17 protein-coding genes and 1 riboswitch are annotated in these 20,811 nt (G+C 37.9%); of the genes, 8 read left to right on the top strand and 9 right to left on the bottom strand.

Annotated features, from left to right (window positions below; all coding sequences use genetic code 11):
- Positions 1-164: 164 nt before the first annotated feature.
- The 7 genes from ribH to FRZ67_RS00715 form a co-directional block, all read right to left on the bottom strand.
- A complete protein-coding gene (gene ribH / locus FRZ67_RS00745) occupies positions 165-647 on the bottom strand; it encodes a 6,7-dimethyl-8-ribityllumazine synthase (protein WP_147187699.1) in 483 nt (160 codons plus the stop codon).
- 4 nt (positions 648-651) lie between these two features.
- On the bottom strand, positions 652-1,344 hold the full coding sequence (locus FRZ67_RS00740; RefSeq protein ID WP_147187698.1) for a tetratricopeptide repeat protein: 693 nt from the start codon (positions 1,342-1,344) through the stop codon (positions 652-654).
- A gap of 63 nt (positions 1,345-1,407) precedes the next feature.
- The gene (pdhA, locus tag FRZ67_RS00735) at positions 1,408-2,403 is read right to left on the bottom strand and encodes a pyruvate dehydrogenase (acetyl-transferring) E1 component subunit alpha (RefSeq protein WP_147187697.1); all 996 of its coding nucleotides are present in this window, start codon (positions 2,401-2,403) and stop codon (positions 1,408-1,410) included.
- A 302-nt stretch (positions 2,404-2,705) separates the two neighbouring features.
- Positions 2,706-4,043 (bottom strand): acetyl-CoA carboxylase biotin carboxylase subunit, encoded by a 1,338-nt coding sequence (gene accC / locus FRZ67_RS00730; protein ID WP_147187696.1) that lies wholly within the window; start codon positions 4,041-4,043, stop codon positions 2,706-2,708.
- A gap of 109 nt (positions 4,044-4,152) precedes the next feature.
- Positions 4,153-4,620, bottom strand: coding sequence for an acetyl-CoA carboxylase biotin carboxyl carrier protein (gene accB, locus FRZ67_RS00725; RefSeq protein WP_147187695.1), 468 nt, complete (start codon positions 4,618-4,620; stop codon positions 4,153-4,155).
- Between the two features lie 197 nt (positions 4,621-4,817).
- A complete protein-coding gene (gene efp / locus FRZ67_RS00720) occupies positions 4,818-5,384 on the bottom strand; it encodes an elongation factor P (protein WP_147187694.1) in 567 nt (188 codons plus the stop codon).
- Between the two features lie 290 nt (positions 5,385-5,674).
- A complete protein-coding gene (locus FRZ67_RS00715) occupies positions 5,675-7,018 on the bottom strand; it encodes a T9SS type A sorting domain-containing protein (protein ID WP_158638268.1) in 1,344 nt (447 codons plus the stop codon).
- A 234-nt stretch (positions 7,019-7,252) separates the two neighbouring features.
- Positions 7,253-7,367: riboswitch (SAM riboswitch) on the top strand.
- A 210-nt stretch (positions 7,368-7,577) separates the two neighbouring features.
- Here FRZ67_RS00715 and FRZ67_RS00710 point away from each other — a divergent pair.
- The 6 genes from FRZ67_RS00710 to FRZ67_RS00685 all read left to right on the top strand — a co-directional run bounded on the left by FRZ67_RS00710 (position 7,578) and on the right by FRZ67_RS00685 (position 15,103).
- Positions 7,578-8,780 (top strand): trans-sulfuration enzyme family protein, encoded by a 1,203-nt coding sequence (locus FRZ67_RS00710; protein ID WP_147187692.1) that lies wholly within the window; start codon positions 7,578-7,580, stop codon positions 8,778-8,780.
- Positions 8,781-9,094: 314 nt separating this feature from the next.
- Positions 9,095-10,420 (top strand): O-acetylhomoserine aminocarboxypropyltransferase/cysteine synthase family protein, encoded by a 1,326-nt coding sequence (locus tag FRZ67_RS00705; RefSeq protein ID WP_147187691.1) that lies wholly within the window; start codon positions 9,095-9,097, stop codon positions 10,418-10,420.
- A gap of 237 nt (positions 10,421-10,657) precedes the next feature.
- On the top strand, positions 10,658-11,716 hold the full coding sequence (locus tag FRZ67_RS00700; RefSeq protein WP_147187690.1) for a homoserine O-acetyltransferase family protein: 1,059 nt from the start codon (positions 10,658-10,660) through the stop codon (positions 11,714-11,716).
- Positions 11,717-11,783: 67 nt separating this feature from the next.
- On the top strand, positions 11,784-13,040 hold the full coding sequence (locus FRZ67_RS00695; protein WP_147187689.1) for a homoserine dehydrogenase: 1,257 nt from the start codon (positions 11,784-11,786) through the stop codon (positions 13,038-13,040).
- Positions 13,041-13,241: 201 nt separating this feature from the next.
- Positions 13,242-14,186 carry a glycosyltransferase family 2 protein gene (locus tag FRZ67_RS00690; protein ID WP_147187688.1) on the top strand — a complete coding sequence of 315 codons (945 nt, stop codon included), beginning with the start codon at positions 13,242-13,244 and terminating at the stop codon, positions 14,184-14,186.
- 41 nt (positions 14,187-14,227) lie between these two features.
- Positions 14,228-15,103, top strand: a complete 876-nt coding sequence (locus tag FRZ67_RS00685) for a lysylphosphatidylglycerol synthase transmembrane domain-containing protein (RefSeq protein WP_147187687.1) — start codon at positions 14,228-14,230, stop codon at positions 15,101-15,103.
- 511 nt (positions 15,104-15,614) lie between these two features.
- Here FRZ67_RS00685 and FRZ67_RS00680 read toward each other — a convergent pair.
- Positions 15,615-17,477: a hypothetical protein gene (locus tag FRZ67_RS00680; RefSeq protein ID WP_147187686.1), complete on the bottom strand. Its 1,863-nt coding sequence runs from the start codon at positions 17,475-17,477 to the stop codon at positions 15,615-15,617.
- A gap of 142 nt (positions 17,478-17,619) precedes the next feature.
- Between FRZ67_RS00680 and FRZ67_RS00675 the strand changes: the two genes are divergently transcribed.
- Entirely contained in the window at positions 17,620-19,194 is a 1,575-nt protein-coding gene (locus FRZ67_RS00675; RefSeq protein ID WP_147187685.1) for an ArnT family glycosyltransferase, read from the top strand.
- On the top strand, positions 19,178-19,810 hold the full coding sequence (locus FRZ67_RS00670) for a phosphatase PAP2 family protein (RefSeq protein WP_147187684.1): 633 nt from the start codon (positions 19,178-19,180) through the stop codon (positions 19,808-19,810). Before FRZ67_RS00675 ends, FRZ67_RS00670 begins: the two co-directional genes overlap by 17 nt.
- A gap of 184 nt (positions 19,811-19,994) precedes the next feature.
- Here FRZ67_RS00670 and FRZ67_RS00665 read toward each other — a convergent pair whose 3' ends face one another.
- Positions 19,995-20,801: a TerC family protein gene (locus FRZ67_RS00665; RefSeq protein ID WP_147187683.1), complete on the bottom strand. Its 807-nt coding sequence runs from the start codon at positions 20,799-20,801 to the stop codon at positions 19,995-19,997.
- Positions 20,802-20,811: the final 10 nt, after the last annotated feature.

Below are 20,811 nucleotides of genomic sequence, written 5' to 3'. Positions count from 1 at the left end.
ACATACCTTCTCTGTTGCAAAAAGATATATTGTAAAATAGTGCGACGCAACAGGTGATGCCATGAAATGCCGTAGATGACCTCATAAATAACATTTACGGCATTCACTGAAACCAAAATAAAATAACTGATGCTTCAGTAAAAAGCAAAAGGCCGGCTCAAAAATTATTTATTTAATGACCTGTTTAGCTTGATCATTTTTATGGCGGTAATTGCAGCCTCTTCTCCTTTATGCCCGTGTTTACCACCTACCCTTTCTTTGGCCTGTTGCTCATCATTCACAGTAAGCACACCAAAGATGGTTGGCACTTCGAGCATCATGTTTAAAGACAATACGCCATCAGTAATTGCTTTGCACACATAATCAAAATGAGGCGTGTCGCCACGGATCACAGTGCCCAATGCAATGAATGCATCTGCAGGTGTTTGAATACTTTCTGCATACTGCTTAATGATAAAAGGGATCTCAACAGCACCAGGAACAGTAAGCACTTTAAAACTGATTCCTGATTTATTTAAAACCTTTTTGGCACCAGCTTCCAGCTTGTTTACAATTGGTGCGTTCCATTCGGTTTTAACAATAACTACAAAGGCATCCTTTAGCTGGGGGATGCCTTTGTTTAATGCGTTATTTCCTTTTGTTGTCATTACATTATTTTGAACTAAAGTCGTTTGGTTCAACAATTAAACGATAAATATATTTATCGGCCTGGTAGCCTTTTTCTGTCTGCGGAAATTTCTCTTTTAATTCCTTATATACCTGAACAGCTTCTGTTGTTTTGCCCATCAGTTCAAGCTTTAGACCTGCACGGAAAAGATATTCAGAAGCATTCAACTGGTCTGCATCAAATGTTTCAGCAGCTTTCTTATAATAAGTTACAGCATCATCATTTTTACCAAGCTCGCCATAAGCATCACCCAGTGCGCCGTAAGCCATCATCTGTATCTGCTTTGCATCTGTTGAAAAATCTTTCAGGTACTTTACGGCGTTATTGAAATCACCGGTACGCAGGTAACAAAGACCAGCATAGTAATTAGCAATGTTTGCAGATTTTGTTCCGCCGTAGTTGCTTATGATGTAAAGAAAACCTTTACTCTTTGCATCGCCTTTTAAAGCTGCTGTCAAAGAGTCTTTACGAAAATTTGCTTCTGCTTTGTAAATAGCATTGGCGGCCTGTTCTTCTTTTGGTGCAACGATGAATGACTGATAACCATACCAACCACCAACGGCTATCACAATAACACCTAATGCAATCAATACCTGTTTTGAATATTTTTTCCAGAAACTTTCGATTTTTAGCAGCGCGTCGCCGGATTCTACTACCTGCACTTTCTTATCAGCCATGTTGGAATTTTGAAATTTTTGAATTGAGATATTTGGGATTTATAAAATGTTTTATCTTTTTATTTAATCAACAATGAAAGGATAATGCTGATCTACATATACATCTTTCAATAGTTCATCATCTGCCGGCCATGGACTTTCCTCAGCAAACTTAACACTTGCTTCCACTACCGCATTAATACGTGCATCAATAGCCGCAATTTCTTCATCAGTAGCAAAATTATTTTCCTTGATTGTATTTAAAACCAGCGCTATTGGATCACGTTCTTTGTATTCATCAACCTCTTCTTTTGTACGGTATTTTTGTGGGTCAGAAATAGAGTGGCCTTTGTAGCGGTACGTTTTCATTTCAAGCAATGTAGGTCCACCACCTTCTCTTGCTCTCTTTACAGCACGTGCTACCGCATCGTGTACAGCTTCGCAACTCATGCCATCCACTTTATCTGCAGGCATTTCGTAAGCATCAGCCAGTTTATAAATATCTACAACGTTTGATGTTCTTTCCACTGAAGTACCCATTGCATAATTATTGTTTTCACAAATGAACACAACAGGTAATTTCCACGTCATGGCAAGATTGAATGTTTCATGTAATATGCCCTGGCGTGCAGCACCATCTCCAAAAAAACAAAGCACGATGTTGTCTGTGCCTTTGTATTGTTCTGCAAACGCAATTCCTGCGCCTGTACCTATTTGGGCACCAACTATACCGTGACCACCAAAAAAATAATGCTCCTTACTAAAGAAATGCATACTACCACCCTTGCCTTTCGCGCATCCTGTGGCTTTTCCATATAGTTCAGCCATACAGGCGTCGGCGCTTACGCCTTTTGCCAGGGCCAAACCATGATCGCGGTAACCGGTGATAAACGGATCTTCCTGGCGTGTAGCTGTCATACAACCGGCACCAATGCCTTCCTGGCCTATATAAGCGTGAAAAAAACCACGGATCTTACCGGCCATTTTATACATTTCTTCAGCCTTCAGCTCAAACTGGCGAATCAATTGCATTAATTCGTACCAGTACATATAAGTTTCTTTGGAAAATTTAGTTGCCACTTGTATTCAAATTTGGTGCGCAAATATAGGAAAACAGTTTGTAGTTTATCGTTTTTGGTTTTTGTTCCTGGCATTTGATTATTTAATCAGCTTTTCTTGCGTCGCACTCTTGTACTGAGGAATGGATTTCAGCAATCCGCAGTTAGATATCAGTTTAAATATGCGCTGCTTAATGAACGCTGATACCTGATAGTTCATACCTGTTTTAAAAGTACAAGTGAGTGACACAACGAAGCCTCATAACGGTATTGCAGCTAAGTATATAAAAATAAAAATCCCGCTTTAGCAGCGGGATTTTTTTATTAAACCATTTTGAATGATTCAAGAAACTTGGTGGTGAAATTTCCTTTCCTGAAATCTTCGTTCTGCATCAGTTGCAGGTGAAAAGGAATCGTTGTTTTTACACCTTCAATTACATACTCGCTTAAAGCACGGTACATAGTGTTGATGGCTTCATCTCTTGTACGCGCAATAGCAATGAGTTTTCCTATCATGGAATCGTAATACGGTGGGATGGTATAACCTGTATATACATGGCTATCTACCCGTACACCATGACCACCGGGTGTGTTAAGTGTGGTGATCTTACCGGGTGACGGACGAAAATCATTATATGGATCTTCAGCATTTATGCGACATTCAATAGCATGCATTTGTGGCGTATAACTTTGCCCGGAGATCTTCTCCCCCATGGCAATTTTTATCTGTTCTTTTATAAGATCAAAATTGATCACTTCTTCTGTTACACAATGCTCTACCTGTATACGCGTATTCATTTCCATGAAGTAGAAATTGCGGTGCTTATCAACAAGAAATTCAATTGTCCCAACACTTTCATAAGCAATAGCGCTGGCAGCTTTAATAGCTGCTGCTCCCATCTTTTCACGAAGTTCAGCAGTCATAAAAGGAGAAGGCGATTCTTCTACCAGTTTCTGGTGACGACGCTGAATAGAGCAATCTCTTTCACTAAGGTGGCAAACAGTGCCATAACGATCACCTGCAACCTGTATTTCTATATGGCGTGGTTCTTCCACGAATTTTTCCATATAGATACCATCGTTTTTAAAAGATGCGCCAGCTTCCTGTTTCGCAGTATTGTAGTTTTTTTCTATATCGCTTTCCTGCCAAACTACACGCATACCTTTACCACCACCACCTGCAGTTGCTTTTAAGATCACGGGGTATCCGATTTCTTTGGCAAGTGCTTTCGCTTGCGATACACTTTCAAGCAAACCTTCACCACCGGGTACAACAGGTACGCCGGCTTTGATCATGGTATCTTTTGCAGTGATCTTATCTCCCATTGAGTTGATCATCTCTGGTGTTGGGCCAATGAATTTGATACCATGGTCTGCACAGATTTTTGAGAACTTGGCATTCTCTGCCAAAAAACCATAACCAGGATGAATAGCGTCTGCATTAGTAATTTCTGCAGCAGCCATAATATGAGGGATATTCAGGTATGATTCACTACTCTGGGGTTTGCCAATACAAACGGCTTCATCTGCAAACTTTACATGTAAACTGTCTTTATCTGCGGTAGAATAAACAGCAACGGTTTTGATGCCCATTTCGCGGCAGGTTCTGATAACACGAAGAGCAATTTCGCCACGATTGGCTATAAGTACTTTTTTGAACATGTTTTCAATTTGAAAATTTGATGATTTGAAAATGTCTTAAATAAAGGCAAGCTGAAATTGAAATGCTTTTACAAACATTTTCAAATTTTCAAATTGCCTCATCTTCAAATTAAGCTGGCTCAACCAGGAAGAGTGGCTGGTCATATTCTACAGGGCTTGCATCATCAACTAAAACTTTTACGATCTTGCCGCTGACTTCGCTTTCTATTTCATTAAAGAGTTTCATTGCCTCAATAATGCAAACTGTTTTGCCTGGTGAAACTTCATCACCCACTTCTATAAAATTGGGTTTATCCGGAGATGATTTACGGTAGAATGTACCGATCATCGGGCTCTTTATTGTTATAAGGTTATCAGCCTTAGGAGCAGCGGCTGCAGGCGCAGAAGCTGACGTTGCGGTCGGGGCTGCCGGTGCAGGTGCAGCATAAACAGGTGCGGGTGCAGCTGTAACCACTGTTTGTATGTTGTCTTCTTTTTGTTTGATGGTAATTTTAAACTCTTTTTCTTCAATACTAATTTCCCCAATGTTGCTCTTGTTGATGATCTTAATAAGTTCCTGTATCTGCTTGAAGTCCATAATTCGAATTTTTGGGATTTTGTAATGTTTTTAAGCGATTTTACCCCGAAAGGAGGAGCAAAGTAGGCAATTTTTGATAAAAAGACATGTTTTTCTTATTTCTGTTTTTATCAAAATCAGCCTTTGTTGCTAAAAGAAAAGGACGGTTTGTGGCCATCCTCTTTTTATGAATTATTGCAAAAACTGCAGCGTTAATTTTATTCTTTTACTCTTTCTACATATTCACCGTTCCTGGTGTTGATACGTATTAGTTCTCCTTCATTTACAAACAAGGGCACATTTACCACCGCACCGGTCTCAACAGTTGCAGCTTTTAAAGCACGGGTAGCAGTATCGCCACGAACACCAGGTTCACAATAGGTAATTTTTACAACAATCTTTTCAGGCAATTCTGCGCCAATAGGTAAATCTGTTTCTGTATTGATGAAAACAAACACTTCACTGCCATCTTTTAAAAACTGTGGTGCATCAATCATTTCTTCGCCTAATGCAATTTGCTCAAAAGTTTCATTGTTCATCAGGTTATAGCCCGACTCATCTTTATACAGGTATTGATAGGCCTTCTTTTCCACGCGTACAGGAAAAATAGTTTCCCCACTGTTCCATGTTTTTTCAATAGTACGGTTATTGTCAACCCCTTTTAATTTAGCCCACACTTTTGCTGCGGCACGGGCAGTTTTGTTCTCGCCAAATTCAACCACTGAATAAAGACTGCCATCAAGTTTCAATATCTGGCCGCGGCTGATGTCTGCTGTTGTTGCCATAAATAAGATAGATTTTATGAATAGGGCGCAAATGTATGCATTGGTATTTAATAATAAAAACAGTTATGTCTCAACACAAACAATTGAAAGCATTTTATGAACCGGGCTGCAGATTAACGATGATCCTTCTGTTGCGTCGCACTCTTGTACTGAAGAACGTTCATCAACAAGAAGGAACGTCATTGCGAATCCCGATTATAGCTTTGTGTGTTAGACATATCGGAATGTGGCAATCTTATAATCATATGCCTTACGCGGCTTTTGTGTGCGCATTATTTTACCAACAATATTTACTTTTCTACAATTATTTTCTTCACTTCTCTATTGCTATTGTTTATCAAATAATAAACACCTGCAGTAATTTTAGAAACATCAATTGTACCACTGCCATTAACATTTTTTATAAGTAATATTTTACCATTTTGATTTAATAATGAAAATGAAGTATTACCATTTGTTTGTACATGCAGTATATCTTTTGCAGGATTGGGATAAATCATGAACAGGGTTTTGTTCTCATTAGCCTGTAAGTTGTCTTCAGAAGCAACGGTGGCGGGTGGCTCCCTGTAATAAATAGTATCACTTCTCAAGATAAGTCCGGTAGCAACAGCGTTAAAAACCCTTAGATAATATACACCGCTCTTGGTAGGATGAAAAACAGAATCTCCTGTAACGATAACACGGGCATGCCCGTTGCTTCGAAAACCATACCATTTGTAAGTATTATTACTTAATGTGCCTCCGGCTGAAGCTGACAAAACACCGTTATTGAGGTGAAGAGGAATTCGTTTTTGATGATCGTATTGGGTACCTGGTAATTTTTCTGCTATCAATTCCATTCCATCAAATGTAAAACGGTTAGAGGATATATTTAGGCTGAAACCCCTATCTTCATCAATATTACCAAATTCAGGTGGAATGCTGCCGCTTAACTGGTTATAACTTAAATCTAATGAGGCAAGTCCCCCCCATGAATTTGTTGCAATATTAGCAAGCTCAGGTGGAATAGTACCGCTTAGCAGGTTATTGCTCAAATCCAAATTTGGGCCATAATCTGTAACTCCAATACTACCAAGTTCCGGAGGAATGCTGCCACTCAACTGATTATTAGATAAATTCAACCAGGTAACTGAACCAAGGTTACCCAATTCAGGAGGAATACTGCCACTTAATTGATTATCAGATAAATCATACCAACTATCATAACCATATGAATGATTACCGAGTTCAGGTGGAATGCTGCCGCTCAACTGATTACCATTTAAATACAAATTATAGAAATACGGAACACCAATTTCAGGTGGAATACTTCCTGTCAGGTTATTGCCAGATAAATATAGATTATTAAGACTTGTAAGATCTCCGATAGAAGAAGGAATGCTACCTTCTAAATTGTTATTTGTCAGACCAATTTGCCATACCCTTGAATCATCGCCTACCTTTATTCCATACCAGGTGGATACAGGACCCTTTAGCCAATTTGTATTGGTTGTCCATCCGGGGCCATTCGTGCTGATGTACAAATCTACCAACGCAAGAGAATCCTGTACATCAGTTGCCTGCGCAATTGCATTAAATGAAATGTTTGAGCAAGTGACAAACACAAGACCGAAAAAAATAGATTTCTTTTTCATCATGGTTAGTTTAATTGTGAAGGAAATTTAAAAGTAGCAAGATGCTTATATAAAATAAATGACTTTTGTTATTGAATAAGATGATATGCATCAGATGCAATCTGTAGCCAAAAGTTATATAGTACAAGTGAGTGACACAAGGGACGATGACATGAAATACTTTAGCTGGTATCATACAAAAAATTATTTGGCTGTTTCGTAATCACGCTGTTAACTTTGCGCCAGTTCTTTAAATACTTATCAAGAAAGGCAGAGGGAATTGGCCCGATGAAGCCTTGGCAACCCTTACAGGTCACTCACTTGTAAGAAGGTGCCAACTCCAGTCCGCAATTGCGGGCAGAGATAAGTCAGAGTAAAGTTTGATTAATTGCGATAACATCGCTAACCATATTAAGCTCACCTGACTTACCGGGTGAGCTTTTTTTATGCCATGCCCCCAGCCCCTAAAGGGGAGCAAAACAAATGCTCTTTCTTCAAATAAGTTTTTATTGAAAAAATGTTTAATCAATTTTTTAATCGCTTCACAACTAAACAATCAGTGAAGCAAAAACATTCTGAAATGAGCAACGCAACACAAATCATTCACAGCATTCCAACAGACCCGTTAACAGGCGCAATTGCAGTTCCTATTTATCAAACAAGCACATTTGTACAGGAAGCGCCAGGCGTAAACAAAGGCTATGATTATGCACGCAGCGGTAACCCAACAAGAGCAGCATTAGAAACCATTATTGCAGAACTGGAAGAAGGTAGCGTCGGTGTTGCTTTTGCCAGTGGACTAGCAGCAATTGATGCAGTAATTAAACTGCTAAAAAGCGGCGATGAAATTCTTGCTGTAGATGATATTTATGGCGGTGCATTCAGATTGTTTACACATATCTATGAGAAGTTTGGAATTACGGTAAACTATGTTGACACCACTAATGTAGAAAATGTGTTCAATGCAGTTACACCTAAAACAAAATTGATCTGGATAGAAACTCCCACAAATCCAACATTAAAAATTTCAGATATCGCAGCCATTGCGAAAGTTGCAAAATCGCAAGGCTGCTTACTTTGCGTGGATAATACTTTTGCATCACCCGCCTTACAAAAACCTCTTACGCTGGGAGCTGATATTGTAGTTCATTCAGCAACAAAATATCTTGGTGGTCATAGTGATCTTATTGCAGGTGTTGTCGTAGCAAAAGACAAAGAACTTGGTGATAAAATAAAGTTCATACAAAATGCAAGTGGTGCCATCCTCGCTCCTTTTGATAGCTGGTTAGTTATTCGTGGTATTGAAACATTATCGTTACGTGTAAAACAACATTGCATCAATGCACAAGCTGTAGCAGAATATTTGGAGCAACATCCTGCAGTTGATAAAGTATATTACCCCGGTTTGAAGTCTCATATAAATCATGATATAGCAAAGCAACAGGCAAAAGGCTTTGGCGGTGTTGTTTCTTTTATATTGAAAAATGATACAGAAGAGGCAGCAGTGCAATTTGTAACAAATACCAAACTTTTCAAATTAGCAGAAAGCCTTGGCGGAGTAAAGAGTTTATTGTGCCACCCTGCAAACATGACACATAAATCTATTCCCGCTGAAAAACGGAAGGATGCAGGTGTTGCAGATAGCCTGATAAGGTTGTCTGTTGGATTGGAAGAAGTAGAGGATTTATTAAACGACCTTGAAAAGGGTTTCGATGCAGTAGAAAAACTAAATGCACTCATTGCTATTGGTCAAAAGAAAGATTTTCAAAAAATAGGATACTAATGAATTTAAAATAGGGAATACCTCCCTATATCATTAGTTGTGCGGAAAAATAATTTTGTACTGTAAATAAATTTTAAACCAGAAGTGTCGTAAACAAAAATTTGAAGAAGAAAAAAGTCTATTACATTTGTAGAGTATAAAAATGAAAGCGGTTACAACAATCATATCTTCTCAAAATCATGTTTGCAAAAGCATGTGTTTTTGCTGTTGTTGTATGCCGTAAGGCATAAAATAATCTACTCTTTCAATCACTCAGTTTGGTGATTTCAATAACCTACTTCAATCTTTTTCTTTACACAAAAAAAATTCTAACAATGAGCAAATTACATTTCGAAACTTTGCAATTGCATGCCGGTCAACAAATTGATCCAACAACAAAGGCCCGTGCCGTGCCTATTTATCAAACTACATCTTACGGCTTCAACAATTCGGAACATGCGGCCAATTTATTTGGCCTGCGTGAATTCGGGAATATTTATACACGCATCATGAACCCGACAACCGATGTGTTTGAACAACGCATGGCTGCACTGGAAGGTGGTGTTGCTGCCCTGGCAACCGGTAGTGGGCAAGCTGCACAATTTCTTGCCATCACTAATATTTGCCGGGCTGGCGACAACTTTGTTTCTACATCTTACTTATACGGCGGAACATACAACCAATTCAAAGTTTCTTTTAAACGTTTGGGTATTGATGTACGTTTTGCTGATGGAGACAACGTAGAAAGTTTTGTTCCGCACATTGATAAAAATACCAAAGCCATTTTTCTTGAAACAATTGGCAATCCACGTTTGAACATTCCTGACTTTGAAAAGTTTGTTGCACTTGCAAAAGAATATGATCTGCCATTGATCGTTGACAATACTTTTGGTGCAGGCGGCTATTATTTTAAACCGATCGAATGGGGTGCAAACATTGTTGTAGAGTCAGCAACAAAATGGATCGGTGGTCATGGTACCAGCATTGGCGGGGTTATCGTTGACGGTGGCAATTACAATTGGGCTAATGGTAAATTCCCGCAGTTTACAGAACCATCTGAAGGTTATCACGGCTTGAAATTCTGGGATGTATTTGGAGAAGGCAACCCGCTTGGTTTGCCAAACATTGCATTTGCTATTCGTGCACGTGTTGAAGGGCTTCGGGATTTTGGTGCTTCTCTTGCGCCTTTCAATTCATTCCTTTTCATTCAGGGCATCGAAACATTGTCGTTGCGTGCAGAACGTCATGCACAGAATGCGCTGGCATTGGCGCAATGGCTGGAATCTCATCCTTCCGTTGAGTATGTTTGGTATCCGGGTTTGGCAAGTAGTCCGTACAACGCATTGGCGAAAAAATATTTACCCAATGGTTTTGGTGGTGTGTTGCAGTTCGGCATAAAAGGTGGCAAAGAGAAGGCCGCAAAATTTATTGATGAATTGAAACTTGCAAGTCACCTTGCAAATGTTGGTGATGCAAAAACATTGGTAATTCATCCTGCATCTACTACGCATGAACAATTAGGCGAAGCTGAGCAATTGGCAAGTGGTGTATTGCCAAACATGGTGCGCATCAGCGTGGGCATTGAACATATCGATGATATAAAAGCAGATCTTGAACAGGCATTTCAAAAAGTTAATGAGCCACAGTTTGCATTGAATTAGTGTGCCCCCTAACCCCCTCAAGGGGGAATGAAAAATTATTGTAAAATATTTTATTAGAGATGTTCATAAACTCCCCTTTAGGGGATGGGGGCTTATGAACCCAACAATTGAATATAAATTAAGCTTTCGTTGCGTCGCACGCTTGTACGCTTTGTTCAATATTGAACTGAACGATGAAGTGAGTGACACAACGAAAGCCTGATAGTAGCAACATAGTTAAATACAAAATAAAAAACATTGCAACCGGAAATTTTTTATTACAACAATTCATTTACACTCGAAAGCGGCAGAACGTTACCAGGCTTTCATTTGGCGTACACAACACTTGGTAGACTAAATGCAGATAAGAGTAATGTGGTATGGATCTTTCATGCGTTAACAGCAAACAGCAATCCCGCAGAATGGTGGACAGGCTTGGTCGGCGAAACAAAATTGTTTGATCCTTCTAAATATTTTATTGTTTGCGTAAACATGCCGGGCAGTTGTTATGGCAGCATCTCTCCTCTTGATAATGATCCGCTGACAGATAAACCTTACTATCATGATTTTCCATTGTTCACGACAAGGGACATGGCAAGGGCTTATGAATTGTTGAGAAAATATTTGAACATTGATAAAATTTACATTGGTGTTGGCGGCTCAATGGGCGGGCAACAATTACTAGAATGGAATATTGAAAAACCGGAATTGTTTGAATTTATTTTCCCGATTGCAACAAATGCAGAACATTCTGCATGGGGTGTTGCATTCAATGCAAGTCAACGCATGTGCATAGAAAACGATGCAACCTGGAAAGAAGAACAGGTAGATGCCGGGCTTGAAGGAATGAAGATTGCCAGAAGTATTGCACTCATTTCTTACAGGCATTATGAAGCTTATTCGAAATCTCAGCAAGGTTTTACTATAGATACGGAAGGCAAAAGCATTGATGAGAAAGTTTTTAAAGCAGAAAGCTATCAACGTTACCAGGGAGAAAAATTAGCCAAGCGTTTTAATGCATTCAGCTATTATTTTTTAAGCCAGGCAATGGACAAACATAATGTAGGAAGAGGCAGAGATAGTGTGCGTGCAGCATTGCAAAGTATTAAAGCAAAAGCATTGGTGATAAGCATTTCATCAGACGTACTGTTTCCAACAAGTGAGCAGGAATTATTATCTGCATATATTCCAAACGCACAATTAGCCATTATTGATTCTTATTATGGTCATGATGGATTTTTACTGGAGTTTGAAACAATAGAAAATTTAGTAAGAGATTTTATTAGTCAACATACAACAGAATTAAAGCCTGTATAAGTTACCGGTTGCCAGTTACCAGGATTCCGGTAACAGCAACAGGAAACGGGCAACAAAAAGAATTAAAATGAGTACTGACAAGAAACTAGTAATTGGATTATTTGGTTTTGGTGTGGTTGGTGAAGGTTTATATAAAGTATTAAAACAAACACCATCATTAAAAGCAGAGATAAGAAGAGTATGTATTAAACATGCCGGCAAGAAAAGAAACGCACCGGCCGAATTATTTACCACAGAAAAAGATGATCTGCTGTTTAATAAAGACATCAATGTAATTGTAGAAGTAATTGATGACGCTGATGCAGCGTTTGATATTGTACATACTGCATTTAAAAATGGCAAAGCTGTGGTAAGCGCCAGCAAGAAAATGATCGCTGAACATTTACCTGAAATTCTTGCTTTACAGAAAGAGACAGGCTTGCCGTTCTTATGTGAAGCTGCAGCATGTGCTTCTATTCCTGTAATCAGGAATTTAGAAGAGTATTACGATAACGATTTGCTACATGGCATTAAAGCGATTGTAAATGGTTCTACCAACTTCATCTTAACCAAGATGTTTGAAGATAAACTGGATTATACAGAAGCTTTATTGTTAGCGCAACAGCTTGGTTTTGCAGAAAGCAACCCTGCATTAGATGTGGAAGGTTATGATGCTTTAAACAAATGGACATTCTTGCTGACACACGCTTATGGTATCGTTACAAAATCAGAGAATATTGTATTTACCGGCATTCAAAATATACAGGGCAGTGACGCCGCTGTTGCAAAAGAAAAAGGCTTTGATATAAAACTCGTAGCGCAGGCACAAAAATTAAAAAGTGGTAAGGTTGCTGCATTTGTGTTGCCACAATTTGTACCACATGATGATCATTTAAGTTTTGTAAAGAATGAATACAACGGTGTAGTAATTGAAAGTGGTTTTGCAGATAAGCAATTCTTTTATGGGAAAGGTGCAGGTAGTTTTCCTACTGCTTCTGCTGTATTGAGCGATATATCTGCATTACGTTATGATTACCATTATGAATATAAAAAATTATATTATCACACACCGGGAGAACTAACGAATGATTTTTATGTAAAAGCATATGTAAGTTTTAATCAGTTAACGGATGTACCTAAAGAAGAATTTGAATGGATAGAAGAATGGCATGGCGGGCAGGAAAGAAGTTACTTTGTTGGTGTTATTCATTTTAATAAACTGGTAAATGATAAGTGGTGGAAGCAACATAGCGTTTCCTTTATTCTTACACCGGAACCTGTTATTGAAAGTATTGAAATAAGAAATTTGAAAAAGAGAAGCCTGGAACTGGCGGGAATTATTTAGTTTTTTATTGAGTGAGTTTATATAGCAAGACCTTGCTTTTTGCAGGGTTTTGTTTTTATTGCTCCTCATTGTTCTGAACGTACAAGTGAGTGACACAACGGGTGATGCCACAGGTGCAAAAGTTTGTCCCCAAAAAACCCGAAATCTCAAATCCAAAATCCGAAATCATTATCTCTTACCTTTGCGGCGCAAATAAATTATATGAGAGAACTCTCTGTTGTTATTCCTGTTATGAACGAGGAAGACAATGTTAAGCCAATGATAGAAGCCGTGGAAGCTGCTTTGAAAGATTATGATTACGAGGTGATCTTTGTAGATGATGGCTCTACTGATGCAACAAGAGAACGCATAAAAGAAAATATTACAGACAGGATTACGCTGATTGACCTTCGCAAAAATTACGGCCAGAGTACGGCTATGGCTGCTGGTATCGATTATTCCACCGGTACATATGTAACGATGCTTGATGGTGATCTGCAGAATGATCCTTCTGACATACCGATGATGCTGGAGAAATTGAAAGCGGAAGATTGGGATGTTGTTGCCGGCAACAGAAAGAACAGGAAAGATGGTGCTGTGCTGCGTAAAATACCTAGCAAAATTGCAAATGCTATCATTCGCAGCATGACAAAAGTTTATATACAGGATTATGGCTGCACACTCAAAGTTTTTAAAAGAGAGATTGCTGAAGACCTTGGTTTATATGGAGAGTTACACCGATTTATTCCGGTGCTTGCAAGTATGCAGGGTGCCAGAATTGTGCAGGTTGATGTAAAGCATCATGCACGCAAATTTGGTGTTTCAAAATATGGATTAGGAAGAACATTCAGGGTAATGAGTGATCTTGTTACTATGGTGTTCTTTAGAAAGTATAGTCAGAAACCAATGCATCTTTTTGGCACGATGGGTTTCATCAGTTTGTTTCTTGGCATCATTATTAATATCTACATGCTCGTTTTAAAAATAATGGGCGAAGATATTTGGGGCAAACCACTTTTGTTATTAGGTATGATATTATTGCTTGGTGGTATACAATTAATAACCATCGGTATTCTTGCAGAGGTTAGCATGCGCACTTATTATGAAAGCGGCAATAAAAAAACTTACCAGGTTAGAAAAGTGTGGAACAGCAACAATGAAAAATAATCAACGATAGTTGAACACATACACCGGAATAATGAACTTGCATGCCCATTAAAGAATCTGTAAAATCATTTTTCAAACTCTTTATAAAGATTGCTGTTACTGCAGTTTGCCTGTGGTATGTTAGTCGCAAAATTGATTGGGGCAAAAGTTTTGATATTATTCAACACAGTAACTGGCTGTGGCTTTTTGTTGCGGTGATTTTATTTACTGCTTCCAAAATTGTTTCTGCATTCAGGCTAAACATTTACTTTAAAAATATTAATGTACAGCTATCGCAAACACAGAATTTAAAATTGTACTGGCTGGGCATGTTCTATAATTTATTTCTACCCGGTGGTATTGGTGGTGATGCATATAAAGTTATTTTATTAAACCGTACATACCAGTATCCTGCAAAACAATTAACGGCAGCTGTATTGCTTGATAGGATCAGTGGCGTTGTTGGCCTTGGCATACTTGCAGTTATCTACTATTATTTTGTTTTTAGCGGAGCAAACTATTCACTTGCATTGCTAATAGCATTACCAGTTGGTATTGCGGCATATTATTTTTTTGTACAAAAAATATTTCCATCGTTTATAAAAGGCTTCTGGCCCACGTTGTGGCTTGGGCTTTCGGTTCAGGCATTACAAGTATTGTGTGCTTATACAATCATGCTGGCGTTGCATATCAGCGAGCACCAAACAGTGTATATATTACTCTTTTTACTTTCTTCCATTGTTGCAATTCTTCCACTAACAATAGGCGGGCTTGGGGCAAGAGAAGTTGTATTTCTGTGGGGTAGCAATACGTTGTTACACCTTACCAATGATCCCACTCCTGTAAGTATCAGTATAAGCTTCTATCTTATTACACTTGTAATTTCATTTATTGGTTTGTATTGGGTTTATAAAAACCCGGTTCAAAAACCGCAGTGAAAAATCACATCGCTATTAGTGAAATATCACCTTGCTTGTCTTTATAGTTGCTTGCAATTTTGCTTTACAACATTACCAACTAACTATCTGTCAAATGTTTTCTGGCATTTTATTTGTTTTTTATCATTTTGTTGTTAAACTATGATGAGCTTATAATAACCTGATATCATTTGATAGCACTCATCTCATTATCTGCAGTAAGTTGTTAATGCAATAAAATTATTCCAGGACGTATGTAAAACTTAACCTGTTGTTAGCCGCTATGGAGATCAACACCAGGGCTGCCTTTTTTGGCGGCCCGTTTTTTTACACATATTATTATGAGCCCGGCATTTACTACCTTGGGCAACATCGTTGCGTCGCACTCTTGTACGGTTGAATGAACAATGAACAGTTAAGTAATACTATCTGCCTATTGTCTCGTTGCCTTTTCTTCTGAAAGTATAAGAGTGCGACGCAACAGGCGACGCAACAGGCGACGCCACATGATAAAATGCATGGCTCAAAAAAATCATTTAATATCTATACGAATGATATGGTTGCCAGCAATTGCATACAACACGCTGTTTGCTTCGTAATAGTTGTTTATGGGCAGCGAAATAAAATCTTTTAATGCTGCAGGTAATACTGAAACTGTGTTTATAACAAACCTGCCGTTACTAAGCAGAAAAAATCCATTGATAGTATTACTAAGTGTATAACTCCACTGCAATTTTTTATCGGGCAATGAAATACGATATATTTTGTTATCTGCTACGCCGGTAAGCATGTTGTTTTGAATTAATATTTTACCATAGTTATTGAAACCAAGGTCAATGCTATCAACCATTTTATTCAAGGCAGGATCATAAAAATAAATTTTAGATTTTTTTGTTCCTCCTTTGGAACGCATACTATACAACACCAAATCTTTCCACATTGCTATCCCTGCAAAACCCAAGCCTGTAAAGGGTTCGTAATCGATACCATATATTTTATTAGTGTTTGCATTATATACTCCGATAGATGCGGCATTCCCAATTCTTATTACATCACCCGCACCAATAATATTTCCTTTACTGTCTTTCAGCATCTGATAGGTATGATGAAATCCTGCAGCAGGAGAGCCTTCGCTTTTCCAGTAATGAATTATTTTAGGATTTGCATTTGGATCTCTCACGTTCATCATTTTGCCATCAATGAATTTATTTGTTGTCCATGGCTGGTTCTTATTCCACAGCATGAGATAGCCACTGGGATAGCCGGAGAGATAGATCATGCTATCGTTTAAAGCAATTGAGGAATAAATATTATAGTCAGTCGAACCAAGCAGGTATGCTTTCTGCTCTTTAAAATTATAGCGATAATAGTTTCCGTAGTAATCTCCTGCATAATAAATATTGTCTTTATCATTGGGAAAAGAGAACATACGGCGAATACTCATTTGTTCGGGTATATTTTGAATATACACGCTATCATATTTTTTCTTATCCATTGAAAAATATACCTGCGATGTTAAGGGGTTAAAATAAAACACTTGTTTTGGATCTCGACTCTTACCTGGTTCGTATAGACCAGATATAATTTTACTGTCTGCAGAATAATTATTACTCTTAATGGCTTCTCCACCTGAAAGTTTAAATAACCCTTTTAGTGTATCAGTGCTGATACTTACATACACCGCATCTGTATAAGCAGAGAGATTATACCTTGTTTTATTAGAAACACTGAATAATAATTTTTTTTCATTGGTACGTTTATTCACTGACCATAAATTAATACTTTTCCGCTGCCCTGTTTGCATATAAGCATAATCGTCATCACCTGCAATACTCAGCAAATAATCATCATCAGCATCAACCGAAGGGTGCTTTTTCATTTCTTTCGTTACAGGATCATATTCACTCCAGCAAGTTGAGCCACCACTGGCACCAAAATATATATGACCATCTCTTCCGGGCGATAATGAATAGATAACAGAACTTGCGTTTATAAAAGGATTTCCCAGATCTTTATATGCAATGGAATCTGTGAGGTCTAGTAGTAATACTTTTCTTGTAGGGTAATACATGGAAAGATAAAGACTTCCATATTTGTCAAAAGTATAGTTCCAATAATAACCTTTGCCTCCTGTAAAACCTGTCAACTTTTTATTGGTAACATTTCCTGTGGTAAGATCAATACGGATTATTTCAAGTTCATGTTGATTCCCATATTTATCTATTTGTTGGTTAAAGCCTGCAATGTATTTACTGCCGGTATTAGTTGTACCGGTAAATGGAAGTAACAAAAATGAATTGGCATAAGCAGTGGCGTTGAAAAGCGTATCAAGTGTATAAGATTGCGCTGAGGAAGTAAAGCCTGCCAGTAAAAAAATCCATAGAATTTTTTTCATACCTTTTGTTTGCATAACAAAGAACATAAAGAATGCCATACAATGTTGTACAATTAGTTAAAACTTTATTTATGGTTTCCAGTAGTTTTGCAGCTATCCTTGACTAAGGGTACAGGGAAGCGTAATCATTAAAATAATTTGTTTGATCAACCAATCTGCATACAGGTCGTCTTATACATACGGACTATTTGCATTACTTGCTTTTGTGTTATTATTCCGGTTGGGCGCAACACCAATTTATATTTTGGATGAAGCTAAAAATGCACAATGCGCAAAGGAAATGATGGGGAATAATAACTGGATCGTCCCTACTTTCAATGGTATTTTACGCACAGATAAACCGCCGCTCCATTATTTCTTTATGATTGCTGCTTACAAAATATTTGGCACAACAGAATTCGCAGCACGTTTCTTTTCTGTGATAATGGGATTACTTACGGTGTTATTTACTTTCCTGTACACAAAAAGATTGTACAATGTATTTACAGCTTTTTGCAGTGCATTGGTTTTAGTTGCCAGTACACATTTTTTATTTGAGTTCAGGTTGTCTGTACCGGATCCCTATTTAATATGTTTCATAACGCTGGGTTTATTCAGTGCATTTACCTGGCTACAGGAAAACAATGTTAAACAATTGTATATAGCAGCAGCAGCTTTGGGACTGGCTATATTAGCAAAAGGCCCTGTGGCATTAGCTTTACCGGGATTATGTTTATTGATATGGATAATCACCAGCAAAAAATGGAAAACGGTTTTTACCTGGCATTTGATTCCTGCTGCGCTCCTGCTTTGCATAATATCTGTGCCATGGTATTATGCAGTTGATAAGGCTACTAATGGTACATGGACAAAAGGATTTTTTATAGACAATAATCTCAATCGTTTTTCTGACCCGCAGGAAGGGCATGGCGGATTTTTTCTTGTTACGTTATTATTTGTTCTTGTTGGATTGCTGCCTTTTATGAGTTTTATTGGTGAAGTTATAAGGCAACGTAAAAAAGTCTTTACACATCCATTAACAAAATTCGGAGCGATTGTTACTATAGCGTTTGTTGTATTCTTTAGTTTATCCAGTACTAAACTGCCCAACTATCCTATGCCCTGTTATCCTTTTGCAGCTATAGTGTTGGGAGCTTTTATTGCAAAACTTTTGAATAAAGAAATTGTTTCAAAAAAATATCCGTGGTATATATTACTTGTATTTACCACTGTATTACCTGTGGGTGCATACTTTGCTATTAAAGCAGAACCCGAAGCAGCAACACTTGCCAGCTCACTTCCTTTATTTTTACTCGTTGCGCCAATAATAATGTTGGTTGTAACATTCATGTATAAATATGACTGGCCTCGAAAAACAGCGATCATCGTACTTTCTTTTACCGCATTAAATATCGCAGGGTTGGCTTATGCTTACCCTGAATTATATAAACAAAACCCCGTTGCTAAAACAATGGAAATTTTAAAAAACGCACCAAATATTTATGCTTATGATATTTTCAATCCGGGCTACAGATTCTACCTGGATAAAAATATTCCGCAGGCATACAATAAAGCTACTATGCAGCATTGGCTGGATAGCACCGGTAATGCCATTATCATTACAAGAACAGATTATCTCGATTCATTGAAAGATATGCAGCTACAGGAGATCGCAAGACACCATGATATTTTCGAATTACCAACTACTGTTATATTAAAGCATGAAGCAAAACCTTAACAAGAAAAATCTTTTGATAGCAGTAGTGTTGTCGCTCCTGCTGTCGTTTACACTGTTGTATTTTTCTTACAACATAGGTAAAGAAAATCTCTTTCTTTTACTCAACACAGATGCGGGCAATGCGGCAGATATTTTCTTTGCAGCATTTACTTATGCCGGTGATGGAATAATGTGGGTTCCTGTACTACTGATTATTATCTTTCTTTTAAAAAGAAAAGACGCACTTGTATTACTTATTAGTTCTTTTATATTTTCGACCATTTTTACGCAAGGGGTAAAGAATTTTATTTTTCCTGATTTACCAAGGCCAATAAAAGCAATTAAAGCCACTGATCTTATTCACACAGTTAAAGGTGTTGATGTACATACTATCGGCAGCTTCCCTTCGGGACATTCGGCTACAGCATTTACTATTTATTTATTATTTTGTTTGCTGCTGCCTAAAAGGTGGTGGATAATTATTGGCTTTTTTTATGCATCATTAGTTGGCTATTCACGTGTATATCTTGCTCAGCATTTTCCTTTGGATGTTGCCGGAGGTATTATTGCTGCCATCCTTTCCGCATGGTTTTCTATGTTGCTGCAACAATATTGGTGGAAGAAAAAACGGGTATAATTTTTTGATCCGGACTACAGAATATTATGAAGCTTTACTTGCGTCGCACTCTTATACGTTTGATATCCTGCTCAGCTTTTATAAAATATTTTCTCCGGTAAATTTTAGTTAATAGAATTGCTACAGCTCAAGTGTGCGACGCAACAACAGTTGCCTATATATTCAAATGCCCGGCACCCAAAAATCACTTTGCCATATCAGAGTAGTTGTCATCCCTGCTGTCTAATATTGGCTCATTAAGCGATACAACTCTTTTGCGCTCCGCTCTTTTACGCATGGACATGTTGAGCACTTCAACAATAAAAGAAAATGCCATACCAAAATAAATATAGTTCTTGAGGCGCAACTTTTCTGCCGCCTCTGAATCCCAGCCTTCCATGATAAGACTTAAACCAATCATAACAAGAAATGATAAAGCCAGCATTTTTAGTGTGGGATGTTTATGAATAAAGCCTGCAATTTTAGGACTGAATAGAAACATAATGATCATCGCTATAATAACAGCCGCGATCATGATCTCTACGTGTTGCGCAGTACCACCGGCTGTAATAATACTATCGAAAGAAAACACGGCATCTATTAATATGATCTGTAAAACCGCCTGCATAAAAGAAAGCCCTCGCTTGTCTTTAGTATCAGCGTTTGGATCTTCGCCTTCCAGTTTTCCATGTATTTCTTTTACGGATTTATAAATAAGAAATAGTCCGCCAAGCAACATTACTATACTTGCCAGGTCAAAACCTTTTCCAAATAAAGTAAATACGGATTTGCCTTTTTGTGAAAGCAGCCAACCTAAACCAAGTAGCAATAAACTACGTGAAATAATTCCTGTAATCATCCATGTACGGCGTGCTTTTTTTTGATCCTTTGCAGTGTTTAGCCTGTTTATGATAATGCTTACGAAAATTACATTATCAATACCAAGCACAATTTCGAGGATAACAAGAACAAAAAAACTAATGATGCTTTCACTGGTAAATAAATAGTCCATTCAAAATTGT

Source organism: Panacibacter ginsenosidivorans (assembly GCF_007971225.1).
In the GTDB taxonomy this organism is placed as follows: domain Bacteria; phylum Bacteroidota; class Bacteroidia; order Chitinophagales; family Chitinophagaceae; genus Panacibacter; species Panacibacter ginsenosidivorans.
Note: the sequence above shows the minus strand (reverse complement) of the source record. Positions and strands in the feature narration are given on the sequence as shown.

Coding starts and splice junctions, on each gene's coding strand:
- ribH (WP_147187699.1), bottom strand. CDS start 647: ATGACAACAAAAGGAAATAACGCATTAAACAAAGGCATCCCCCAGCTA.
- FRZ67_RS00740 (WP_147187698.1), bottom strand. CDS start 1,344: ATGGCTGATAAGAAAGTGCAGGTAGTAGAATCCGGCGACGCGCTGCTA.
- accC (WP_147187696.1), bottom strand. CDS start 4,043: ATGTTCAAAAAAGTACTTATAGCCAATCGTGGCGAAATTGCTCTTCGT.
- accB (WP_147187695.1), bottom strand. CDS start 4,620: ATGGACTTCAAGCAGATACAGGAACTTATTAAGATCATCAACAAGAGC.
- efp (WP_147187694.1), bottom strand. CDS start 5,384: ATGGCAACAACAGCAGACATCAGCCGCGGCCAGATATTGAAACTTGAT.
- FRZ67_RS00715 (WP_158638268.1), bottom strand. CDS start 7,018: ATGAAAAAGAAATCTATTTTTTTCGGTCTTGTGTTTGTCACTTGCTCA.
- FRZ67_RS00710 (WP_147187692.1), top strand. CDS start 7,578: ATGAGCAACGCAACACAAATCATTCACAGCATTCCAACAGACCCGTTA.
- FRZ67_RS00705 (WP_147187691.1), top strand. CDS start 9,095: ATGAGCAAATTACATTTCGAAACTTTGCAATTGCATGCCGGTCAACAA.
- FRZ67_RS00695 (WP_147187689.1), top strand. CDS start 11,784: ATGAGTACTGACAAGAAACTAGTAATTGGATTATTTGGTTTTGGTGTG.
- FRZ67_RS00690 (WP_147187688.1), top strand. CDS start 13,242: ATGAGAGAACTCTCTGTTGTTATTCCTGTTATGAACGAGGAAGACAAT.
- FRZ67_RS00685 (WP_147187687.1), top strand. CDS start 14,228: ATGCCCATTAAAGAATCTGTAAAATCATTTTTCAAACTCTTTATAAAG.
- FRZ67_RS00680 (WP_147187686.1), bottom strand. CDS start 17,477: ATGAAAAAAATTCTATGGATTTTTTTACTGGCAGGCTTTACTTCCTCA.
- FRZ67_RS00670 (WP_147187684.1), top strand. CDS start 19,178: ATGAAGCAAAACCTTAACAAGAAAAATCTTTTGATAGCAGTAGTGTTG.
- FRZ67_RS00665 (WP_147187683.1), bottom strand. CDS start 20,801: ATGGACTATTTATTTACCAGTGAAAGCATCATTAGTTTTTTTGTTCTT.